The following is a 21,662-nucleotide window of genomic DNA, read 5'->3' on the forward strand; positions in this document are numbered from 1 at the left end:
CAACACATAAACAACGGCAGACTATGTCTGCCGTTGTCTGTCAGGGGGCTTACCAATGATACTGGTAACTTACCGATAGCATTCTGCCGCGACCCGGCAGTGACGTGTCATTTTTTCCGCTACGCTGCAACTGGCTGTACAGCGGGAAGTAATCCTCGTTCAGCAAGTTTTCCAACGCCAGCGTCAGCATGCCATCACCAAGCGGCAGGTGGCTGGACAGATCCAGTAACTGATAACCTTGCACATCACGCCGACCAAAAGCATTTGCGCCATTGATACGATAGTCTTGGTCCATTACCGCCGTGATACGTAACTGGCTTTGCCAGCCATTTTGGTTGGTGTATTGCAAGCTGGCAGCGAGCTTATCCGGGGCAATGCTAAAGCCATACATGGGCTGGTAATGTTCTGCATTTTCAGCTTTTTCTTCCCCGCTGGCATGGCTGTAACTAAGATCCAGGCGCCACTGATCGTTAAAATCATAGGCTGCGCTGGCCTCAAAGCCCTTAATACGCACCTGATTTCGTTTCAGGCTAAGGCCCATATTTTGCGAGACAACACCACCCAGATCCGATTCTGAGCGAAACAGAGCGGCACTGATTGACAGACCCGCTATATTGCCGCGCCAGCCCAATTCGAAATCGTCGGTTTCCACCGGGCTGAGATTCGATTGGCGCAGATCAAAGGCACTGGCCGCATAGCGTACCTGCAAACCGATGTCCGGTAATTCAAAGCCTTCATTATTGGCAATATATAGGCTGTGGTTGTCATTCACCTGCCAGGTCAGGGCCAGGTTATGCACTGTGGCACTGTAATCATACTCACTGCCATGGATTTGTGTCTGGCTGCCCAAAGTGGTGAAATCCTCAAAGCTGGCTTTAATTTTTTCATGACGAAGGCCTGCCTCCAGCGTCCAGTCGGGGCTGAATTGGTAGCGCCCTTGCACAAAAGCTGCCTGATTACTGTGGGTCAGGTCGGGGACAAAATCCTTCTCACCGGCTTCAATAAATACCAGACCAGCGGAGCGGTCATAGGTGTCGCCGTCGTACACCGTGACCGGCATGGCGGTTTTTTCGCGGCTCAGATCCAGGCCCCAGTCCAGTTCAAGATTGTGGCTGAGACTGGACGTCAAAGTCAGCCTGGCCCCTGTGGTCTGGCTGTCCAGATAGGTTTGGGCCAGATGATTCCAGGTGGCGAAAGGCCTGCCATCAAAAGGATAAAAACGGGCGGCATAATCGCGGTGGTAAAGCTGGGCACTGAGTTTGTGGTCCGCTGTCAGCGTTTGCCTAAGCTGGGTATTTAACACCAGATTGCGAATAGTATTTTGCTTATCAAGCTGCAGGCCTTTGATAGCCTTGGCCTTACTGATATAAGGCTGGGTGTTGACACTGGGGTCACTGGCATACTCAGAGTCCTGCTCCAGATTGTGGTAGAGGGCGGACAAGACAAACTCACCCGTGTGCCACTGTCGCTGCAGCTTGCCAGTTAAACTCAGAATATCGGAGAAGGATTCATCCCCCTGGCTTGGCTCGGGGGCAATCATATCGCCATCCGCATCATAGAAACCCTGATGTTGGGTTAGGCTGCCGCCAAACTGATAGCGCCAGTTACCATTGCTGCCGCCTTGCTGATGGGCCAGGGTCATTGAGGTGCTGTCACGGCCAAAGTCGGTCAGGCTGGAGCGACTGCTTAGTTGAGTTTGCGCGCTGTTCTGGGCGCTGCCACTGCGGGTATGTATGTAAATGACACCGCCGGTGGCACCGCTGCCAAACACTGCATTACCGCCACGAAATACCTCGATGCGTTCTACCTGAGAAGGGGCGATATTGTGCAGATCGCGGCTGATATTACGGTTGGTGTTCATTGGTACACCATCGATTAATACCAGTGCATTGCGTCCGCGCAGTGTTGTGCCGAAGTTGGTCAGGGCAGGAGAGGGCGGGGCCATGCCGGGTACCAGTTTGGCCAGTACATCGGCCAGATTGTTGGCGCTGGCGAATTCCAGTTGCAGGGTTTGCTGATCGATCACCGAGACCTGTCGGGCAATGGAGTTCAGCTCAGAATGCATTCGCTCGCTGCGGATTTCCAGTCGCTCAATTTCACTGGCCTGTATGCCGCAAGCTAACAGGCTGGTAAAAATGGCGACGGACAGAGGTTTGATTTTCATTATATGACTTCCCTGGGTTGTGGTGCGCGGGAGTCTACCATTTGGTTAAATGAAATCAATTCTCATTAATATGATCCTATTCTGATCCTACCAGCACATAACCTGGTTGGTTCAATACGTAGCCGTCTTGCTTATGTCCTGGTTTTTACACAATTGCGGCCGGCCTTTTTGGCGTCATACAAGGCCATATCCGCTTGTTTCATCACCGCCATAAATTCGCCGGCTCTGCTGCTTCGCTCTGCCACACCAAAACTGCAGGTCACCCGTACATTCTGCTTGCCGGGTGATGATTTTTTTGACCTGGATTTGGCCGTTTGCTTGGTCTTTTTTGGCGGTCTGTCTGGGCTTCGGATCACCATCTGGTAATTAGCGATATCCTCTCGTAGTGCTTCCAGATGCGGTACTATCTGCGCTGGCTCGCGACGTGGAAAAATGAGGGTAAATTCCTCGCCGCCATAACGGAAGGCCTTACCGCCGCCCGTCACCCTGGTCATACGGCTGGCTACCAAACGCAGCACCTGGTCCCCCACATCATGGCCATAGGTATCATTAAATGACTTAAAATGGTCGATATCGGCCATCACCACCACATACTTTTTACCAAGGGTCTGCACATATTGCATTAGTGCCCGGCGTGACGGGATGCCAGTCAGTTCGTCGCGAAACGCCATATTATGGCTATCCAGAATAACACTGAGCAGAAACAACAAGGCAATAGACAGCAGGGACAGTTGTATGGACAGGAGCTGTTGCGGACCATGCCATTGCATCAGAGGGAGCAGCAACAGGCTGACAAATAATACGCAATGATTATTGGTTGGACTCAACCCAATGCGTAGCAGGGCTGTCAGCAATAATATGGCGTACAGAGACACATCCAGTGCACTAAAGTGTGCCGAATAGGTGGGATATAACCATTGTTGCACTGGCGCCAGCCAGTTAAGCGAAAGAGTTGTGAGTGGGGTATAAAGCAGATAAGCAATAAGTATCGCTAAACCAATCTGCCCCAATCCAAGCAGTGCATTAAAGGGCGCAAAACCCCGGTCTTTATCCCATAGCAGCCAGGCCATGGCGGCCATCAGCAGCAAGGGTAATGGCACAGTGTCGGGGTTTAGCCATAATTGTCCAGAGTAAAGCTGAGCTGCATAGGGTAAAAGCAGCAACACACAGTACAGTGTCATGCGGGAGCGGGAAAATTTTATCGCCACCAATGCTGCGCAGCCCATTGCCAGAAATGGCAGATAAGCTAACTGTCCGGACCATTTAAGCAACCAGGGATGGGCGCTTTGCGCTGCCATCAGGCAGAGTGTCAGTAGTATCAGAGCGGGAAATGTGCGCCGGGCCAATAACTGCAGGTTTTGCAAAAAGTAGCACTCCTTATTGGTTCGACAACCATTCTAAAACAACCCATGCAAGAGTTGAAAGGTTCCAGTCCTGTCCGGCTGGCTTTATCACAGCAGCACAAAGTATCGCTATACTTGTGTGGCTGACAACCCGTTGACAACAAAGATTAAAAACAAACTTCGTTTATTTACTCGCCAGCGGTATCCAGAGTGAAGCGTAATTTGGGAGGCGCTGATGCTAAAGGAAACCTTGCAACAGTTACCGGTGCGGCTGTTGCGTTGCCGCGCAAAACAACGTTTTACCCTGACTATTGTGTTCCATCCTGATCTGAACCGTATCGGTCAGCAATGTCGACCTGAAACCAACAGTATAGAAATCTCCCGGCTGTTTCCCTTATTTGGATTTGCCGGAGAACCTCTGCAACCATTGTCAGACCCATTTGTGAGCAGGGCACCAGTGCTACTGTCTAAACAGGGGGACAGCTGGCGGTTGGAGAGGAAACAAAGCCCTATTCAGCTGTCAGATGCCAGCCATCAGTTAATCGAAAGAAGGGACTTTACTGCACAGCAACTACACCAAGGGGTACCTGTTATCCTGGCCGGACGTATTGTGTTGTTGTTACATCTTAGCCTGGATGTTTCAGCCGACAGTCCAGATCCGATGGGGTTGATTGGGGTGAGTGATAATCTGGTTGACGTGCGTAATACCATTAGCAAGGTTGCGCCGCTGCACAGCCCGGTGCTGATTCGGGGGGAGTCCGGCACCGGCAAGGAGTTGGTGGCTAAAGCGATTCACCAGCAAAGTCCCAGGCATCAACACAAACTGGTGTCGGTCAATGTTGCGGCAATGCCCAAAGAGTTGATTGCCACTGAGCTGTTTGGCAGTGTCAAAGGGGCTTATACCGGGGCGGTGGATCGCAAGGGCTGCTTTCAGCAAGCTGACAATAGCAGTCTTTTCTTAGATGAAATCGGTGAAGCATCTTTGGAAATGCAGGTGTCCCTGCTAAGAGCCCTTGAAGCTGGTGTTATTCAGGCTGTCGGCAGCCAGCATCCGCAGCAAGTGGATGTCAGGGTTATTACGGCTACCGATGCAGATTTACAACAGCTGATTGGTGACGAGTTGTTCAGGATGCCGCTGCTGCAAAGGCTGGCAGGGTTGGTGATTGAGATTTTACCACTGCGTCAACGGGCCGAAGACATCGGCTGCCTGCTTAGCTATTTTTTGCAACGGCGTCTGGCTGACACCGCTCAGGAAAACAAGTTGCATGCTGCAGATCAGGAAGGGTATTGCTACTGGGCCTGGTTTTTTGCTTTTTGCTGTCAGCTTCAATGGCCCGGAAACATTCGCCAGTTGCAGAATGTTGTGACGCAACTTTGTGTGGGTCTGATGGGATATAAAACAGTCAACCAGTTTGATTGGTTAAGCTTCAGTGACGGTCTGGCGCATACCGCCATTACTGCTTTGCAATCTCAGGCCTCAATCAATGAGGTGTCCAGCATTTATACGCGTGGCAAAAGAAAGCCCAGCGAAATCACCGATGAAGAAATGCTGACAGCACTTGAAAATAACCATTGGCAGATTAAATTGGCGGCCCAGGCTCTGAATATATCCCGGGCGGCCCTTTACCAGAAAATGGACGCCAGTGAACTGGTACGCCGTGTCAGTGATATTCCGGCGACTGAGATTGAACGATGTTATCTGGATAGTCGTGGTGACATGGAAAAGATGGTGAATCAACTGCATGTGTCAAAAGCGGCATTAAAGCGACGACTGAATGAGATGGGTCTGAACTAACGCATTTGCAGGAGCCTGCTAGTTGATGGAAAGCATATTGGCGAAAATGGGTCATTATCAGATTGGCGAACTGTTAGGCTCAGGCAGCTATGGCAAAGTGTACAAGGCCTTTGATGAACGGTTACAGCGAGCGGTGGCCATTAAAGTGTTGCACCACTATCATCGTCAGGACCTGCAGTTGGAAGCCGTGCTGCAGGCCAAGCTGCAACATGCCAATATTGTCGCCATTTACGATATTGTCGAACAGGCCGAAGCCAGACAAACCGCTATTGTAATGGAGTTTCTGCCTGGGCCGACACTGGCGGATAAACTCAATGGCGGTAAGTTGCAGACGGAACAGGCAATTTGCTACGCATTACAGATTGCTAAAGGATTGCGGGTAATTCATGAGGCTGGTTTTGTTCATCGGGATTTGAAACCAGAAAATATCTTTTTTGATCAGCACGACAGCGTAAAAATCGGTGACTTCGGCATTGCCAAGGCGGTGCAGCAGGAAGGCAGCGGTCAACTAGGTAATTTATACGCCCCTAGTCCGGAACAACTGGCTGGCGCAGCCGTCAATGGGCAGTCAGACCTGTTTGCTCTGGGAGTGCTGATGTTCCATATGCTGAGCGGAGAACACCCCTTGCAGCGCCGTGGTCTGTCTGGGGATAAGTGGCTGGAATCTTTCCTCGATGCACAGTTTCCCCAACTGGCTTCTGGTCATTCGGTGTTGGATGAATTAGTGGCGGAGTTGCTGCAAAAATCGCCCTTGCAACGCCCTTTATCGGCGGCAAAGGTGGTGATAAGGCTTAGGTCAATACTAAATGCCGATGAGCAAGGAGGGCAAAACCGCACCCTGGAACTGGTGAATCCGCTGATGGCCAAGGCTAAGCATAAGCGCGTTACCAAACGCAGGCGTTGGCTTAATTCTGCAACTGCGGCTGTTGTATTGCTGATGGCGGTTGCGATATGGCAATTCTGGCCACAACCCAGTCGTTATATTGCTGTGTTACCCCCTACCGTTCAGACGCTCAAGGATGTCCAGGATATGCCCTTGATTCAAGCCGCCATCGGTCAGGCGGTGAACATGGGGATCCAGCACAATCCAGAATTAAAGCTAATTGCACTGGATGAACTGGATCAGTGGAATAGCTCTGACAGTGTGACTGATTTGCTGACTATTACCGCCGCAGACGATGTGCTGCAAACCCAACTTGACTGTATCGAGGCTAAATGCGCTGTGACTTTGCGTTTGTGGCGGGGGGATCCCGCCATTGTCGTGAGGCAGGAGCAAACCTGGATCCCGGTCGACAGATTGCTGTTTGTGGATGACTCGGTCAGACAATTTGTCGGGCGTTTCTTTCAGCAAGATGGAGGGACTTATTTTGTTCATAAGGTGCCCGATGAGCCATTGTATCGTGACTACCTGTCAATCAGGTTGAGCTATGAGCAAGGGCGCACGACGTTGGACGAATACGTACAATGGTTACAGCGCAGTGTGGACAGACAATGTGACTACATTGAGTTTTGCCACGCGTTATTAATGGCCTACATTCAGCAGTATCGTCAAACCCGGCAGCAGGACTGGCTGGATGAAGGCAAGGAAATGTTGTCATTAATTGCCGATCTGGACAGTAAAAAGACCCTGATGACTGATGCCATTGAGCATGCCCTGGTTCGAAAGGATTTTGCTCAGGCCGACCATTGGCTTAAAAAACTGGAACAACAATTCGCTGTCGATGATTCGGTGCTGTACCTGCGCGCGAGATGGTACTTCCAGCAAAATTTGCAGGTTAAAGCCAGGCTGCTAATGGAGCAGATCATTGCCCGGCGACCCGCCAGCCGTCACCTGTATAATTACGCTCTGATGCTGTATCGAGCTGAGCAGTACAAACCCGCTGAGCAGGCTTTGACCGTTTTACTGAACAAAGATCCCGCGCACGCCAAAGCTGTGCAGCTCATGGCCGTTATGCAGTTTTACCAGGGGCGCTGGCCCGAGGTGATAAGCAGTTATGCCAGATTACCCGACAAGGACAAAAAGCAGGATGCAGGGGTGCTCAGCAATTTGGGCTTGGCGTATTTGATGCAGGCGCAATATGACCAGGCTATGCGCTATCTGCAGCAGGCTTACCAATTGGCACCGAGTAATCCCATTGCGCTGTTAAACCTGGCTGATGCGCTGTCTCTGAATGGTTTAACTCACCAGAGTCGTGAGGCCTATGTGCAAGGTAAGCAACTGCTGGAAGCGATACCATCGCCGAGCATCAATGAGAAACTCGCGTTGGCGCAGATATACGCGCAATTGGGGTTGCAGGAAGAGGCCATGGCCATGCTGATGCAAATCGAACAGCTAAACAGTCAGGATCCGTTTCTGCTTTATAGTTTGTCGTTGGTGTACTGCTTATTGAACGAACTGGACACTGCACTGGTCTACAAGCAAAAAGCCATAGCCGCCGGCATTGCCGACGGCTGGTTTTCGCTGGTCTGGTTTTCTGCCTTGCCACAAGCTGCTGCTAGTCCCAGTCGGGTACACTGATGATAGGATCGTGGGAGAAAAAGACATTGTCGCGTTTATCCTGAATTACAAAGCGAAAGCCAATTTTACTGCCTTTATCGGCCTTCACGCGTGGATCCAGCGTCCAGTAGTCAGATGGGATAATACTCAGGCGCAGCAAGTCTGGTTTAACCAGTTCCGTTTCGGCGGCACGCATTTCCCGCATGGTATGATTACCCGCCACGAACAGAATCCCATCGAATGCCTGCCTGGAGTGGGCACTGCAAGATTTGGCGAATCTCAAATCTTCATTCGCGCAACTGATCTTAAAATACAGGTCAGCGGTTTGCTTTAGCGCTTTTCTACGCAAATGGGTGATAAAGTGATCAACCTGGTGATTTTCATAGGTGACCCGCCAGCTGTCCGGCGCGGATTTATCCACGATATTCAGGGCCAGCTCCACCCTGGTGGCGATATTTCTGGCGTCCAGATTCAGATACTGGTTGGACTGACTGGATATAAAAGCTTTCATTGTTGATTCTCCATAAATTATTGGTTGTTCACTGCGCTTTGACATCTCCGACATATTGCAGCTCTATGCCATCTGCCTGGAGAGCGTCAGGCAACGTGATTTGCTCGACGGGACAATCTACGAGCAGCTTGATGACGGGCTTTCCTGCTGCTGAGCAACTTTCTGCTATACCCACCACATGGGGCTGGGATAAGGCCAGTTGTTCAAGTTGTTCCCGACTTAGGTGATGACCGCTATTCATTTTGTTGTTTCCGGCTGTGTTGCTGTCCTGGGCAGCTTGTCCCTTGTTGGAAGAGATAAGCTGCCCTTTGCATCCTTGTTGGTGATAGGTCAGTTAACAATTACATAAGGCACGCACACTTTGTTGGCGCCGGTGGAAAAGTCATTTTTGGCATAGGAACCGCTACCCTGAGCCCGCACATACAGTTGCACTGAGCAAACAATCGCAGCCCAGTCATCCTTGCCCAGTAAGGCCGAATAATTAGTAAAGCGGGCATCGTCTAGACGCCGGTTAAGGTTGATATTGCCGCTATTAATATTGACCATATCCACTGAACTCAAACCCTTCCAGTTATACTGATAAGCCTGAGTGCGGGCAGAAATCCGCAATCTGGTGTTTTTGCAGTTGTACCACTTGTCATCGGCCTTGGTTATATAATAGCCGTTGAACTGGAACCTGGGTTTAATGGAGTAGAAGCGACTCACTTTGGGTCTGAACCAGAACGTCCAATACAGCGTCTGCGTGTTCTGACCTACACCGCCGGTGCAACCCCAGCCGCCGCCTTTGGCCCAGTTCCAGACATTCTTACAATTGCCGCCACCGACGATGGCCTGTGTGCCAATATCATTGCTAAGGGCCATGTCGTTATTTTCCAGCTTGTCACTGAATGTCTGCGACCAGCTGGGTGTCAGCAGTTGTGCGCCATCAGGTAAAAAGCCGGTTTCCACCTGCAGGGGAGCAACAATATTTGGCATGGCGGAATCTTCTGCCATTTGTGCATCCATGGCGTCAAATTCGGCCTGGCTCTTTTCTGCCTGTTTCTGTTCCAGCTCTAACAAACCTTTAGTATTGAGTCCTGCCAGGGTCAGGGTGTCATTGTCGCAGCCGCAGTGATTCTGTGCTTCCAGTCCCTGGGCATGCATCTCACTATGGCTGATGGCAATTTCTTCCTGCTCGGCAGCCTCAATTTGGCGGATAAGTTGTTGGTTAAGTTCGTGAAGTTCGGTTTGGGATTTCATGGTAATTTCTCCTTGCTTGAATCAAATCAGGCCGTAACCGGGCTGATATTGAGAGCCATCATGACGTTGTGAATGTTGTTGTAGACAGTGACAGTGCTGGAACCGGCAAACAGCAGGCCCACCACTTTTTTGTTGTTACGATTGAGTAGCACCGAACCTGAGTCGCCACCGTCGGACATATCGCCGGTCAGAAACTGGTTCTTAAAGTAGGCAACACCGGCGCTGCCATAACTGACCGCAATAGTGGCGTTAACACTGGTTACCGTTCCTGCTGTAGTCTGAGTGGTACGACCGGTCTTGATGACTGGCATACCCAGAGCCGCTTCTTCTACACCTTTGGGGATCCCCAGGTTCTTGATTGAGGCGAACACGTCGCGCATGTCCACAGGTTGAGCCAGGGCGGCGTCTACCAGGTTGTGCTTGCTAAGGCTGCCAAAACGGATGGGAACAAAACGAGCCAGTGTCGCAATACGGTCGGCAGGGTTCGTACCGCCATCTACCCGGCCAGGTTGCAGAATCGCATCGCCAATTCTGGCGGCATTGCTGTTGGCCAGTACGTGATTGTTGCTCAGAATGTAGTAACGGCAGGGATAGCAGGCATCGCGAACCATGGCACCAAAGGTACCGGCGGTGACTTTATAATGACCAATGCTGTAGCCTGGCTGGGCAGGACGCAGACGGGCTGTATAGGCCTGGGCAACCACTTCGCCTATTTCTACTACGTCGGTTTTAATGCCGGCGATTTTAGCCGGTACCATATCCTGTTTATCCAGCTCGGCGGGTTTGAGCTTTTTTTGTACAAAAACTTTCAGGCTCAGTTCGTCGGTAGGCTTGTTTTTACTGTCCTTAAAGCCAACCCCCACACCATTGACATTGGCCAGTTGTAGCAGTTGTCCTTCGTTCTCTTCCTGAATTGCCATCACTTTACTGACTTGTTCGGCAAACTCTTGGTTGTCGTCTGTTGAAGAAGTCATTTAGATCTCCTTTCTTCGGATTAATGAAATTTCGGGTTTTGTGTTGTCCATGGCACAAACTGAAAACGCCGTGGCGATAGGTTATTGAAGGAAACGTGCCAAGAATTAATTTCTTTTAATTCAATTGGATAGGGTTTTTCTTTGGGTGCGGGAAGAGGTATGACATGTCACTGACATGTCAGTTTGTTTTATTGACATAGGTTCGGGAATGAAAGGAAGCCAGAGTCATTTCAGACTCTGAACCGAGAGTGGCTTTGAGATGCAGTGTTTATCTGGACAGCAGTTTGACCATGCTCATGTCGAGCAAACGCTGTAGTTTAAGTGCGGCGTCATTGACCTGCCAATCATGATCGCCTGGCACACCGGCCTGGGCTGCCAGGGTAAAGGCTCTGCCACCCTGATAAGAAGGCAGGCAGACATGGGCCAGCATCACCACTTCGGATTGCCCACGGGTGCCGCTTGGGCCCCAGCCAATTTTCTGAAATATGCGCCACTGTCCATCGGTGGCTTTATCCAATGCGTTTTTGGCATCTGCACCGGTTGAAAGCTGCTTGGCAATGGCATCGCCCACCAGCGTGGACATCCCCATCAGCATGCCGCCGTATTGAAAACGGGCATCGGAATGTCCAAGGCCGTAAAACAGGGTTTGAATATCCTCTTCGAGTAAGCCTGGGTGTCGGGTTAGCGGCTCCTGTTGGTGGCTGGCCAGACGTTTCAGCCATTCGGCCTGGGCCAGGGTGGTCATGGGCTTATTTCCCGTCAGACCGCAGTTTTCGCAGCGGTAGGCCAAATAACCCGGGTCCTGCTGGTTGTCGCTGATTCTGGGCATCACTGCCTGACGCTGGCTGTCTCTGGCTTGCCAGTAGTCAACTTCAGGATCAAATATCTCGCTGGCATACGCGCCACGTAAACTGACGTTCGGATTTGCCAGCTTCAGCCATTTATCCTGAAACAACGAGGTTATATAGTCGCGGCTGCTGACATTGACCAGATAGGACGCAATGGCATTGGAGTTTCCATCGGCCTTACCGAAAGGTTCATAGGTATGGATACTGGTAATCAGGTCGGCAACAGGATAGGCACCGGCCAGACTGTCTGCACCCACGCCACCGAGGCGAGCCCGACTGATGGCGGCGGTAATGGCCATCACTTTGGACGAGCTCCAGGGTTCATACAGTTGATCCTGGCTATGGCCGTTGGCCAGATAACGATAACTCAGACCATCCTGGCTCTGATTAAAATCAATCACCAGTAAGCGGCCGTTTTCAGTGCTTTCACCGAAAAACTGCCAGTCTGCGGCCAGCCTTGATTCCCAACCGGTTTGGGCATAATTCACTTGCGCGGCGGTTTTGTAATGCGCTGATGTATGTCGTTCAGTCAGTGGGCAGGCGATATAGGCATCGTCCAGATTCGCCGGAAGATACGGGGAAACGGCCAAGTGCTGCTGATAAAACCCCTGATCCTCAAGTTTGGGCGGTGCTGCCGCTGATTGCTGCTGTGGCTGGCAAGCGCCTAACAGCAGTAGAAGGGGAGTGAGCAGCAGCGTACGCATTTTATTTATCCTTCAGATAGTATTTGTCGTAGAAGGTATACACCCAGGTGGGACAATAGATAATCAACAAGGTGATGGTCATACCATTGAGCATGGCTTCCGGGAATAACATCAGCGGGATCAGAATCAGGTAGTTGTCGACGACCACCTCCCAGCTATGTATGCCGTCAATAAAATAGTAGCCGCCCAGTAGCAACATTTTCAGGCTGATTAATAAGGCACCCGGAATAAAGGCACACAAAAAAATATAGATAAAGAAATGGCGTGGCAGCTTGTGAAACGACAGGTTGTAAATCAGGTAGCTCATGGCCAGCGGCACACTGATGCCCAGCAGGCCGTTGACACCAAACATGGCCCAGCTTTCCTTACCCACCAGGCTAATACCCAACAAGGCCAGAAAGCTGCTAAGCAAGGCGCGCCGTAAGCCCAGTACCAGGGTTAGCGCCGACAACCACAAAAAATGTACATTCAGACCATCGTAGATGCCAGCGCGGAATAACCACAGCACAAACAAACAAGCCGCCGAGCCGAAGATCAGATGCTGGCTGCGCCTGTCATGCAAAAGCTGGGTGGGGGACATGTTCTTAAACAAGCCCAACATCAGGCCCAGGTAACCCACCCAGGCCAGGCCTTGCAGCAAGGTCAGATTTTCAAACATGCGGACTTAACGGTAAACCGCCCAAATCGGGGCATGATCGGACGGCTTGTCGATGCCACGCAGTTCATAATCAATGCCTGCTTCTACTAAACTTTCATGCAGGGCCGGGGTGGCCAGAATCAAATCAATACGCAGCCCACGGTTGTCATCAAAACCCTTGGAGCGATAATCAAACCAGCTGTACTGGTCCACAACTTCGGGATGTAAGCTGCGGAAGCTGTCGGCTAATCCCCAACTCAGCAAATGATTCAGCCATTCACGCTCTTCTGGCAGAAAGCTGCATTTACCGGTTTTCAGCCAGCGTAAACGATTGGGTTCACCAATGCCAATATCCTGATCCTGATGAGAAATATTCAAATCCCCCATCACGATTAATTTTTCTTCGGGACTGTGATGTGTGGTCAGATATGTCTGTAAGTCGGCGTAAAATTTGCGCTTGGCTGGGTATTTAATTTCATGATCCTGGCTTTCGCCCTGGGGAAAGTAGCCGTTCAGTACCCTTACCTTGCTGCCATCCGGCATCACAAAGGTGCCCATGATCATCCTTCGTTGCGCATCTTCCTCATCGGTCGGGAAGCCGCGTAACACATCGACCGGCTCCTGCTTGCTGAGCAAGGCCACGCCGTAGTGACCCTTTTGACCGTGAAAATACACGTGGTAGCCCATGGCCTGCACTTCGGCCAGCGGGAACATATCGTCATGCACCTTGGTTTCCTGCAAACCGATGACATCCGGCTGGTGCTTGTCAATCAGGGCCTGAAGCTGGTGAAGTCGTGCGCGTAGTCCATTGATATTAAAGGAAATAAATTTCATGGGATGGCCATTTAGAAAATAATGAGGTTATGTTAGCAAATCCTCTTGTTAGCAGTCACCCCGAATCAGGGGCAAATATCACGCAGGCGGAGGTTGGACCAAAGGTGCAGAGCTTTTTTTCTGCAAGCTGGTATGTTTAAGCACAGATTATCAAGGAAGCGACCCTATGCAATCCATTACTATCGTTTTACTTGGCCTGGCTGGTATGTTGTTCGGCTGGTTGGTGTATTCCAGGTTTATTGCCGAGAAAATCTTTGCCATGGACGACAGATTTGTCACGCCGGCCCATGAACTACAGGACGGCGTAGATTACGTGCCCACCAATAAAGTGGTGCTGTGGGGGCATCATTTCACCTCGGTGGCAGGCGCTGCACCTATTGTCGGTCCGGCTATTGCAGTCTATTGGGGCTGGGTACCTGCGGTGTTGTGGGTGGTGTTTGGCACCATCTTTTTTGCCGGCGTGCACGATATGGGCGCACTGTGGGCCAGCGCCCGTAACAAGGGCAAATCCATGGGGGCACTGTCAGAGTCGGTGATTGGTAAACGCACCCGCTCGCTGTTTATGGTGGTGGTATTTCTGGTACTGCTGATGGTCAATGCGGTGTTTGGGGTGGTGATCGCCAATGCCTTTGTGTCGCAGCCTAACTCGGTTTTTCCAGCCTGGGCGGCCATTTTGGTGGCACTGGTGATTGGCCAGTTGTTAAAGCGCAAGGTGCCGCTTATCCCCTTGTGTCTGGTTGGGGTGGGAGTGCTGTATTACAGTATCGCCATTGGCAGTGAGTTACCGCTGGCCTTACCCACTGAAATGTTCGGCCTCAGTGACAAAGCCAACTGGATTATTATCTTGTTTATTTATGCCGCCATTGCCTCACTATTACCTGTGTGGATGCTGCTGCAACCCCGTGATTTTATCAACGGCATGCAATTGTTAGTAGGTTTGGTGCTGTTGTATGGCGCGGTATTTATCTCAATGCCAGATATCACCGCGCCGGCATTCAATACCCAACTGGCGGTGGACACGCCCAGTATTATTCCGTTGTTGTTTGTCACCATTGCCTGTGGGGCAGTATCGGGTTTCCATGGCATTGTGTCTTCAGGGACCAGTTCTAAACAGCTGGACAAAGAAACCGATGGTCGCTTTGTTGGTTATCTCGGTGCGGTGGGCGAGGGGTGTCTGGCCCTGATTACCCTAGTGGCAGTAAGCGGCGTGATGCTGGCTGCGTCACCCGAAGAGTGGCATGAGGTATACAGCCATCTTGGTGCGGGCAGTGTCAGTGCCTTTATCACTGGTGGGGCCAACCTGATTCAAAGTGGCTGGGGGCTGTCCGTTGAAATTTCCTCTACCCTGCTGGCGGTGATGGTGGTGTTGTTTGCCGGCACTACCATGGACTCCGGGGTCAGATTGCAGCGCTACATTATTCAGGAATGGGGCGAGATCTATCAGGTCAGTGCCCTGAAAAATGGCATTCTGGCCACACTTCTGGCGGTGGCTTGCTGTTTGTTGCTGGCCTTTGGTGCCGGTGGTGCGTCCGGCAGCGGCGGCATGATTATCTGGCCATTGTTTGGCTCCACTAACCAGATCCTGGCCAGCCTGACGTTACTGGTGATTTCGGTAATGCTGATTAAGGCTAATCGTCCGGCTGTTTATACCTTGGTGCCCATGAGCTTTGTATTAGTGATGGCGTTTTTTGCAGGCGTGATTAAGTTGGGGGAATATTACCAGCAGGGTAACTGGCTGCTGGTGGTATTGGATCTGGTTGTATTGGTGGTCAGTGTATTGGTGATGTTGGAAGCCTGGTCGGTTATCGCCAAACATAAAGCCGCCGTTGCGACGGTCAATCAGGATTAGCAAAATATAAAAAAGGAGAGTATCCGATGTCAGATAGCATTGTGTTTCGGGTTGATAAATTTGTGGTGCCCCAGGGGGCCAGGGACGAATTCTTACAGCGGGTGATGGCCACCCACGAAATTCTACGCAAGCAGCCCGGCTTTATCCAGGATCAGCTATTGGAACAAGTGGCCGGTCCGGGCCGTTACAACATAGTGACTATTGCCCAGTGGCAAAGTCAGGCGGCTATCGATGCTGCCAAAGCCGTGGTAATGGAAGCCCATAAGGCCATAGGTTTCAATGCCCAGGAAACCATGCAAAGATTGGGGATTGAAGGGGATATAGGCAACTATCAGCCAATCGGCGGGTAGCCATCCCACAGACCCTGTAACGACTCAGCTCTGTTGCTTTAAGTGCAACAGGGCCTGTTCGCCAACAAAGCGGCGCCCCGGGTTGTCGCCGGCCATCCACTCCTGCGGGCTAAACAGGTCAAACAATCCTACTTTAATCAGGGTGGCCACGGCCAGACGCAGTTCTTCTTCCACCTGCCCGCGTTCCCCGCTGTTGTACAGGGCAACATTGTGCAGCATAGTGGCCACCGTACCGGTTTGTACCTGGCTGCCATCTTTGAGTCTCACCGACGGCAGGGTTTCACCGCTGGCGACTATTTTTTGATTGACCGATTGCAGTTGTTGATTGGACAGTTCTGAATTCGCAGACATAACATACACCTTATAATGACCTCCCAGGGTTATGGGGGCGGTCAGGTGAAATTCCAGCCTTGTCCAGAATTTCAGCCGGGTTATCCAGCTTTTGTTCGGTCAGTTGGATTGCCTTATATCATTGATACCCATGTTCCCCTGGATTGCTTTGAATCTATCTTGCCTCACGGATATAACCTCGTCACAAGCCAGCTTGCAAGTAAGTGTGTCGACTTAGTATATGATTTCATTATAGAAATTCTAAATCATCAAACTGCTCTTGTATATCTAGGGCAATCGTCCTAATCTGTAGGTCAAATGTCCTAGAGGGGCGCTAATGCCAGTTTCCAAACGCCAGCAGATAGTGGCCGAGGCCGACAGATTGTTCTATGAGCAAGGCTTTGAGTTTACCTCTTTTGCCAATATTGCCGATGCGGTGCAGATCTCGCGGGGTAATTTTTACTATCACTTTAAAACCAAGGACGAGATTCTGGATGCCGTGATAGCTCTGCGCCTGGACAGGACCCGGCAAATGCTGGATGACTGGCAGCAAAGTGGTGAAGACCCCAAAGCCAGAATTGCTTGCTTTATTCAGATCCTGATCGCTAACGGCAACAAGATTGTGAAATACGGCTGCCCGGTGGGCAGCTTGACCAGTGAACTGGCGAAGTTAAACCATCAGGCGTTGCCCAACGCCAATAAGTTGTTTGGTCTGTTCCGTCAATGGCTGTGCGAGCAGTTTACTGAACTGGGATTTTCCCAACATCAGGCGGATTCACTGGCCATGCATCTGCTTGCCCGCAGTCAGGGTATCGCCACCCTGGCCAATGCCTTTGACGATATGGCCTTTATTGAGCAGGAAGTACAACAACTAAACCAATGGCTGGAGCAGCAGCTTGCTGGCCAGGCCGAATCCGACAATAGCAAGGAGAGTTGATGTTTATTGTGTTATTAAAATTTGCCGAAAAATGCGCCGATGCTGGCTTGTATATGCAGGCGCATAAAGACTGGATCCAGGCTGGCCGTGAAGATGGCGTATTTATGCTGGTGGGTAGCCTGAAACCAGCCATGGGGGGCGTGTTGCTGGCCCATAATGTGGAGCTGGAGGCATTGCAGGAAAGGGTTGCAGCCGATCCCTTTGTTATTCACCAGGTGGTCAGCAGCGAGATCATTGAAGTCTCCCCACACCAGGCCGATGAGCGCCTGACGTTTTTACTTCACTAAGGATGTTATATGAGTACCTATATTGACCCCAGTGATCAGCAACCGCGATGCAACTGGTGTGGCGGTGCGCCGGAGTTTTTGCCTTACCATGATAAGGAGTGGGGCTTTCCGGTGGATGATGATATTCGCCTGTTTGAAAAACTCTGTCTGGAGTCGTTTCAATCAGGCTTAAGCTGGCGCACCATTTTAAACAAGCGCGAGAATTTTCGCGCGGCTTTCCAGGGCTTTGACTTTCACAAAGTTGCACAGTTTAACGAGCAGGACATTCAACGTCTGTTGCAGGACGCCGGTATTATCCGCCACCGGGGAAAAATTGAAGCGGTGATCAATAATGCCAAACGGGCCATAGAATTAGTGGAACGCGAAGGCTCCTTGGCCGCTTACTTCTGGCGCTTTGAAGAAACGCAGCCTGATACCGAGCAATTACAAATGCGCGCCACCAGTACACATTCCGAAGCCCTGTCTAAGGCCTTGAAAAAGCAGGGCTGGAAATTTGTTGGCCCCACTACTGTGTATGCCTTTATGCAGGCCATGGGGCTGGTCAACGATCATGCCGAACACTGTGTAACCCGTCAGCAAGTTGCCAGGGCAAGAGCCGACTTTCGCGTACCGGGTAAAGCGGCATGATTGAGATTGAAGTAAGACCTTACCGGGCCGAAGATGCTGGCAAACTGTTTGAAGCGGTGCGTGCGTCTGTCGGCCACTTGTCGCCTTGGTTACCCTGGTGCAGTGAGGCCTATAGCCTGGATGATGCGCGTTTTTGGGTGGAAACCGCGCCTAAGGCCTTGCAGCAGGGCACGGATTACCGTTTTGGCGTCTTTGATTTGACTGATGGCAGATTACTGGGTGGGGTCGGTATCAACCAACTGGTTGAGCAACACAAAATAGGCAATCTGGGCTACTGGGTACGCAGCGATACAACCGGCCAAGGCGTGGCCAGACGCGCTGCTCGTCTGGCACTGGAATACGGTTTTAGGCAGTTGGGACTGATGCGCATTGAAGTACATCTATTGCGCGACAATCATGCCAGCCGCAAAGTAGCAGAATCCCTGGGCGGTAAATACGAAGGGCTGCTGCGCAACAAGTTGTATCATCTGGGGCAACCACAAGTAGCGCATTGCTATAGTGTGATTCCTGCCGATTTGGGCCTGTGATTATTTAGAGCGCCAGCGTTGGCGCTGCATAAAATCGGTGATAATTACCGCTATATTATCTTTCAACCAGTTTGGTCCGGAGCAGTCTAGCTTCGTTGATCAATCAAAGGTCAGCTTTGTTGGCTTTAAAGTGCTGCTTTGTATTTGTCTGGCATGCTCAATCCCGGGCGCTCGTCATCCCACAACATATTGACTATCTTCCAGCCACTGCCGGTATTAAATAGCTGAATACTGTTTATACCGCGCTTGATAAACACTGTTTTTTCCTTATCTTCCCAGGCTTCATAGCTGCTGAATGCATGGGCAATATTGCCAAAGGTTTCGACAATATTGTGAATTTCTACTTCAAAAAAAGCCCGACCCGCCAACAGTTGGGTGACATTGGCTGGATAATCTTCAATGGCCATGACCATAGCCTGAGGATGCCCCTGTTCATCTGCCGTTGTACGAATCATCTTGGCATAGGGCATAAACAACTGTTGTTGGCGTTGCCAGTTGCGCTGATATCCTGCCGGGCCGGAAATAAGCTGATACAGCTCTGTCAGCAGCGCCTGAATTTCCTGTTTTGCTTGCATGGTGCTTCCTTTTTGATTTTTCTCTACTGTCTGTATACATCACCCAACGAAAGGCTGCTTATCTCACCAATTCATGGCAGGATGCGCTAACTGTTTTTAACAATGACCCACCGTTATTGTAAAGAAAGTTCTGTATGCTGTTGTTTTCCAACTAGTTGCATAGGCAAGCCATGAATATCAAAGAGTTTGCAGAGGTAACGGGACTGTCGGCCCATACACTCAGGTATTATGAAAAAATAGGTCTGCTTAAGAACGTGCAACGCAGCAGCAGTGGCCATCGTTTTTATACTGGTAAGGATGCGGAGTGGATTGGTTTCATCCTGCGTTTAAAAGAAACCGGAATGGCGCTGGAGGCCATTTTGCAATATGCCCAACTGCGTGAACAGGGCGCCAGTACCGCCCCCCTGCGTCAGGCCATGCTGGAAGAGCATCAGGCAAATCTAAAAGCCTATATTGCTCGTCAACAGCAACATATGGCGGTGTTGGAACATAAAATCTGGCTGTATAAGAATCAAAAAGTGAGTTGACTTAGCGTTAACTCTAAGTTGTAGCCTGTGGCTTCTATAATCCCATCAAGGAGCCAAGTATGAACTCAAACCGCTTAGAACAGGGTCTGCAAAAACTGCATGAAATTGACGGTGAAGCCGGGCAGGCGGTTATCAATAGTCTGCAACACATCAGCCCGGATCTGGCCCGGCTGACCATCGAATTCCCCTTTGCTGATGTATATTCCCGCCCGGGCCTGGACCTCAGAGCGCGGGAAATTGCTACGGTAGCCGCGTTAACGGCATTGGGGCACTGTGCACCTCAACTTAAAGTCCACTTAAACGCGGCGTTGAATGTGGGTTGCAGTGAAGAAGAGATTAAGGAAGTGATTATTCAGATGGCCGTGTATGCCGGCTTCCCGGCCTCGCTCAATGCCATGTTTGCCTTTGCCGAGGTGCTTGAAAGACGCGCTGATTGATGGGCTTTGGCCAATGCCGACAGCATTGTTAACAATGCTTCTGGTTAGCGGGCAACTCAGGGGCTGTGCTTGAACTAAGTCTATACTAGCAAGATAAACAGCCCCTGGTGCGCTAACACTCAGTGTTTAAAAATAGAAAAACTCAATAATGTCTCTCGCACAGGCGCTGAGTTCGCCAAGATAATGCCCTGAAACTTCCGTGAAACCCCTTCCTTATCTTATCTGTTCGGTCAGTGTTCGCACAGGCTGTCAAACTGTTCGCACACCCGTGAAGAGTTAAAAAATCAAATAAATACAATTGGTTATATTTTGGCATGCTACGTGCTGAACAAAACCGGTAACGGGTCCGCAAAGCGATAGCGGCAAGGAGTGAAGGATAAAATGTTAAGAGATACCTCAGGACAAGACAGAGTGATTCAGCCCAAGGGTGTGAAGCGAAAATGGTTAATTGTCGGTGTGGTGACAGTGGCTTGTGCTGCGGCACTGGTCGTCACTGGTCCGGCTTTGAGCAGCCTGTTTGGCGCCGATATGACGGTGGCTCGTGAGCGAGTGCGCTTTGCGGTGGTGGAGCAGGGCGATATGCAACGTGATATATCCGTGCAAGGGCGGATTGTGGCGTCCAACAGTCCGACGTTGTATGCCCGCTCCGGCGGCATAGTGTCACTGTATATCAAGGCTGGCGACAGTGTAGAGCAAGGCCAGTTGCTGGCCAGTGTTGACAGCCCGGAGCTGGATAACAACTACGCTCAGGAATTGGCAGTACTGGAACAACTGAAGATTGAAGTGGGCCGTTATCAGATCCAGATGAAGACCGATATTCTCAACAACCGTCAGGCCATTGAGGTATCTGCAGTGAATCTGGAAGCTGCACAGGTGAATAAACACAGAGCCGAAATCAGTATCCGCGATGCGTTGATAAGCCAGCGGGAATTTGAGGAAAAAGTATCGGAGTTCAAGAAAGCCGAACTTGCCCATAAACATGCCCAGCAGCAGTTTGAACTGGACAAAGAAAGCATGGAGTTTGAGCTAAAAGGTAAGGAGTCACAACTGGCTCGTCAGCAGTTTGTGGTGGACAACCTCAAACGCCAGGTGGATGAGCTGCAACTGCTGGCACCGGCGTCCGGCATTATTGGCAGCGTCAATGTCCGGGAAAAAGACAGTGTGGCGGCCAATAGCCCCTTGATCACCCTGATTGATTTAAGTGCTTTTGAAGTGGAAGTGTCGATTCCTGAAAACTATGCCGACGACTTAGGGGTTGGGCTTAGCAGTGAAATCAGCCTGAACGGCCAGCAATTTGCCGGCGAAGTAGTGGCAATTTCCCCGGAGGTGAATAACGGACAGGTAGTAGGGCGTATTCGTTTTGTCGGCGATAGTATTGCCAATCTGCGTCAGAACCAGCGGGTCAGCGCGCGGATCTTAATAGAATCCCGGCAAAATGTGGTGAAAGTGCGCCGCGGTGCGTTTGTGGAGTCTGGTGGTGGCAGGGTGACCTATTTGGTCAATGGTGATGTGGCGGTGCGTCATGGCATTGAGATTGGGGCACGCAGCCTGGCGGAAGTAGAAGTGCTGTCAGGTTTAAAACCTGGCGACGAAATTATCATTTCCAGTCTCGAAGAATTTAACCAGCAGCAACAGATTTATCTGGCTAACTAATAAAGAATCATAAGGAA

General features: G+C 50.8%; 21 protein-coding genes. 11 read left to right on the forward strand and 10 right to left on the reverse strand.

The window, feature by feature from the left end; translation table 11 throughout:
* Window positions 1-49: 49 nt before the first annotated feature.
* Entirely contained in the window at window positions 50-2,164 is a 2,115-nt protein-coding gene (locus tag CSR04_RS03750; protein WP_102794921.1) for a TonB-dependent receptor, read from the reverse strand.
* A gap of 131 nt (window positions 2,165-2,295) precedes the next feature.
* Window positions 2,296-3,528 carry a GGDEF domain-containing protein gene (locus tag CSR04_RS03755; RefSeq protein ID WP_102794922.1) on the reverse strand — a complete coding sequence of 411 codons (1,233 nt, stop codon included), beginning with the start codon at window positions 3,526-3,528 and terminating at the stop codon, window positions 2,296-2,298.
* 214 nt (window positions 3,529-3,742) lie between these two features.
* Here CSR04_RS03755 and CSR04_RS03760 point away from each other — a divergent pair, with 214 nt between their 5' ends.
* Entirely contained in the window at window positions 3,743-5,302 is a 1,560-nt protein-coding gene (locus tag CSR04_RS03760) for a sigma 54-interacting transcriptional regulator (RefSeq protein WP_102794923.1), read from the forward strand.
* Between the two features lie 25 nt (window positions 5,303-5,327).
* Window positions 5,328-7,820: a serine/threonine-protein kinase gene (locus CSR04_RS03765; RefSeq protein WP_102794924.1), complete on the forward strand. Its 2,493-nt coding sequence runs from the start codon at window positions 5,328-5,330 to the stop codon at window positions 7,818-7,820.
* Here CSR04_RS03765 and CSR04_RS03770 read toward each other — a convergent pair.
* The 6 genes from CSR04_RS03770 to xthA form a co-directional block, all read right to left on the reverse strand.
* Complete coding sequence (locus CSR04_RS03770) at window positions 7,798-8,310, reverse strand: hypothetical protein (RefSeq protein WP_102794925.1); 513 nt, start codon at window positions 8,308-8,310, stop codon at window positions 7,798-7,800. The two genes, CSR04_RS03765 and CSR04_RS03770, sit on opposite strands and share 23 nt — an antisense overlap.
* Before the next feature lie 330 nt (window positions 8,311-8,640).
* Window positions 8,641-9,549: a hypothetical protein gene (locus CSR04_RS03780; protein ID WP_102794927.1), complete on the reverse strand. Its 909-nt coding sequence runs from the start codon at window positions 9,547-9,549 to the stop codon at window positions 8,641-8,643.
* A gap of 26 nt (window positions 9,550-9,575) precedes the next feature.
* Window positions 9,576-10,523 (reverse strand): trypsin-like serine protease, encoded by a 948-nt coding sequence (locus CSR04_RS03785; protein ID WP_216362505.1) that lies wholly within the window; start codon window positions 10,521-10,523, stop codon window positions 9,576-9,578.
* A 268-nt stretch (window positions 10,524-10,791) separates the two neighbouring features.
* Complete coding sequence (locus tag CSR04_RS03790; RefSeq protein WP_102794928.1) at window positions 10,792-12,075, reverse strand: hypothetical protein; 1,284 nt, start codon at window positions 12,073-12,075, stop codon at window positions 10,792-10,794.
* A gap of 1 nt (window position 12,076) precedes the next feature.
* Complete coding sequence (locus CSR04_RS03795) at window positions 12,077-12,733, reverse strand: energy-coupling factor ABC transporter permease (RefSeq protein WP_102794929.1); 657 nt, start codon at window positions 12,731-12,733, stop codon at window positions 12,077-12,079.
* 6 nt (window positions 12,734-12,739) lie between these two features.
* The gene (gene xthA / locus CSR04_RS03800) at window positions 12,740-13,546 is read right to left on the reverse strand and encodes an exodeoxyribonuclease III (protein WP_102794930.1); all 807 of its coding nucleotides are present in this window, start codon (window positions 13,544-13,546) and stop codon (window positions 12,740-12,742) included.
* A 166-nt stretch (window positions 13,547-13,712) separates the two neighbouring features.
* On the opposite strand from xthA, the gene CSR04_RS03805 reads away from it, so the two are divergent.
* On the forward strand, window positions 13,713-15,395 hold the full coding sequence (locus CSR04_RS03805; protein WP_102794931.1) for a carbon starvation CstA family protein: 1,683 nt from the start codon (window positions 13,713-13,715) through the stop codon (window positions 15,393-15,395).
* A gap of 26 nt (window positions 15,396-15,421) precedes the next feature.
* Complete coding sequence (locus CSR04_RS03810; RefSeq protein ID WP_102794932.1) at window positions 15,422-15,745, forward strand: antibiotic biosynthesis monooxygenase family protein; 324 nt, start codon at window positions 15,422-15,424, stop codon at window positions 15,743-15,745.
* Window positions 15,746-15,769: 24 nt separating this feature from the next.
* Here the strand turns inward: CSR04_RS03810 and CSR04_RS03815 are convergent, their stop codons facing one another.
* On the reverse strand, window positions 15,770-16,096 hold the full coding sequence (locus tag CSR04_RS03815) for a DUF7709 family protein (protein ID WP_102794933.1): 327 nt from the start codon (window positions 16,094-16,096) through the stop codon (window positions 15,770-15,772).
* Window positions 16,097-16,412: 316 nt separating this feature from the next.
* Here CSR04_RS03815 and CSR04_RS03820 point away from each other — a divergent pair, with 316 nt between their 5' ends.
* The 4 genes from CSR04_RS03820 to CSR04_RS03835 are packed head-to-tail and all read left to right on the forward strand — an operon-like array spanning window position 16,413 to window position 18,453.
* Window positions 16,413-17,012, forward strand: a complete 600-nt coding sequence (locus CSR04_RS03820) for a TetR/AcrR family transcriptional regulator (protein WP_102794934.1) — start codon at window positions 16,413-16,415, stop codon at window positions 17,010-17,012.
* Window positions 17,012-17,299: a YciI family protein gene (locus CSR04_RS03825; protein ID WP_102794935.1), complete on the forward strand. Its 288-nt coding sequence runs from the start codon at window positions 17,012-17,014 to the stop codon at window positions 17,297-17,299. Before CSR04_RS03820 ends, CSR04_RS03825 begins: the two co-directional genes overlap by 1 nt.
* Before the next feature lie 9 nt (window positions 17,300-17,308).
* Window positions 17,309-17,926: a DNA-3-methyladenine glycosylase I gene (locus CSR04_RS03830; RefSeq protein ID WP_102794936.1), complete on the forward strand. Its 618-nt coding sequence runs from the start codon at window positions 17,309-17,311 to the stop codon at window positions 17,924-17,926.
* Window positions 17,923-18,453 carry a GNAT family N-acetyltransferase gene (locus CSR04_RS03835; RefSeq protein ID WP_102794937.1) on the forward strand — a complete coding sequence of 177 codons (531 nt, stop codon included), beginning with the start codon at window positions 17,923-17,925 and terminating at the stop codon, window positions 18,451-18,453. The genes CSR04_RS03830 and CSR04_RS03835 overlap by 4 nt, the downstream gene beginning before the upstream one ends.
* A gap of 125 nt (window positions 18,454-18,578) precedes the next feature.
* Here CSR04_RS03835 and CSR04_RS03840 read toward each other — a convergent pair whose 3' ends face one another.
* Window positions 18,579-19,028 (reverse strand): hypothetical protein, encoded by a 450-nt coding sequence (locus tag CSR04_RS03840; protein WP_102794938.1) that lies wholly within the window; start codon window positions 19,026-19,028, stop codon window positions 18,579-18,581.
* A gap of 170 nt (window positions 19,029-19,198) precedes the next feature.
* Here CSR04_RS03840 and CSR04_RS03845 point away from each other — a divergent pair, with 170 nt between their 5' ends.
* The 3 genes from CSR04_RS03845 (at window position 19,199) to CSR04_RS03855 (ending at window position 21,645) form a co-directional block, all read left to right on the forward strand.
* Window positions 19,199-19,555, forward strand: a complete 357-nt coding sequence (locus CSR04_RS03845) for a MerR family transcriptional regulator (protein WP_102794939.1) — start codon at window positions 19,199-19,201, stop codon at window positions 19,553-19,555.
* Window positions 19,556-19,614: 59 nt separating this feature from the next.
* Window positions 19,615-19,992, forward strand: a complete 378-nt coding sequence (locus CSR04_RS03850; RefSeq protein WP_102794940.1) for a carboxymuconolactone decarboxylase family protein — start codon at window positions 19,615-19,617, stop codon at window positions 19,990-19,992.
* A gap of 381 nt (window positions 19,993-20,373) precedes the next feature.
* Window positions 20,374-21,645 carry an efflux RND transporter periplasmic adaptor subunit gene (locus CSR04_RS03855; RefSeq protein ID WP_102794941.1) on the forward strand — a complete coding sequence of 424 codons (1,272 nt, stop codon included), beginning with the start codon at window positions 20,374-20,376 and terminating at the stop codon, window positions 21,643-21,645.
* The last annotated feature ends 17 nt before the right edge of the window (window positions 21,646-21,662 follow it).

This window comes from Bowmanella denitrificans (genome assembly GCF_002887595.1).
Taxonomy (GTDB): Bacteria; Pseudomonadota; Gammaproteobacteria; order Enterobacterales; family Alteromonadaceae; genus Bowmanella; species Bowmanella denitrificans.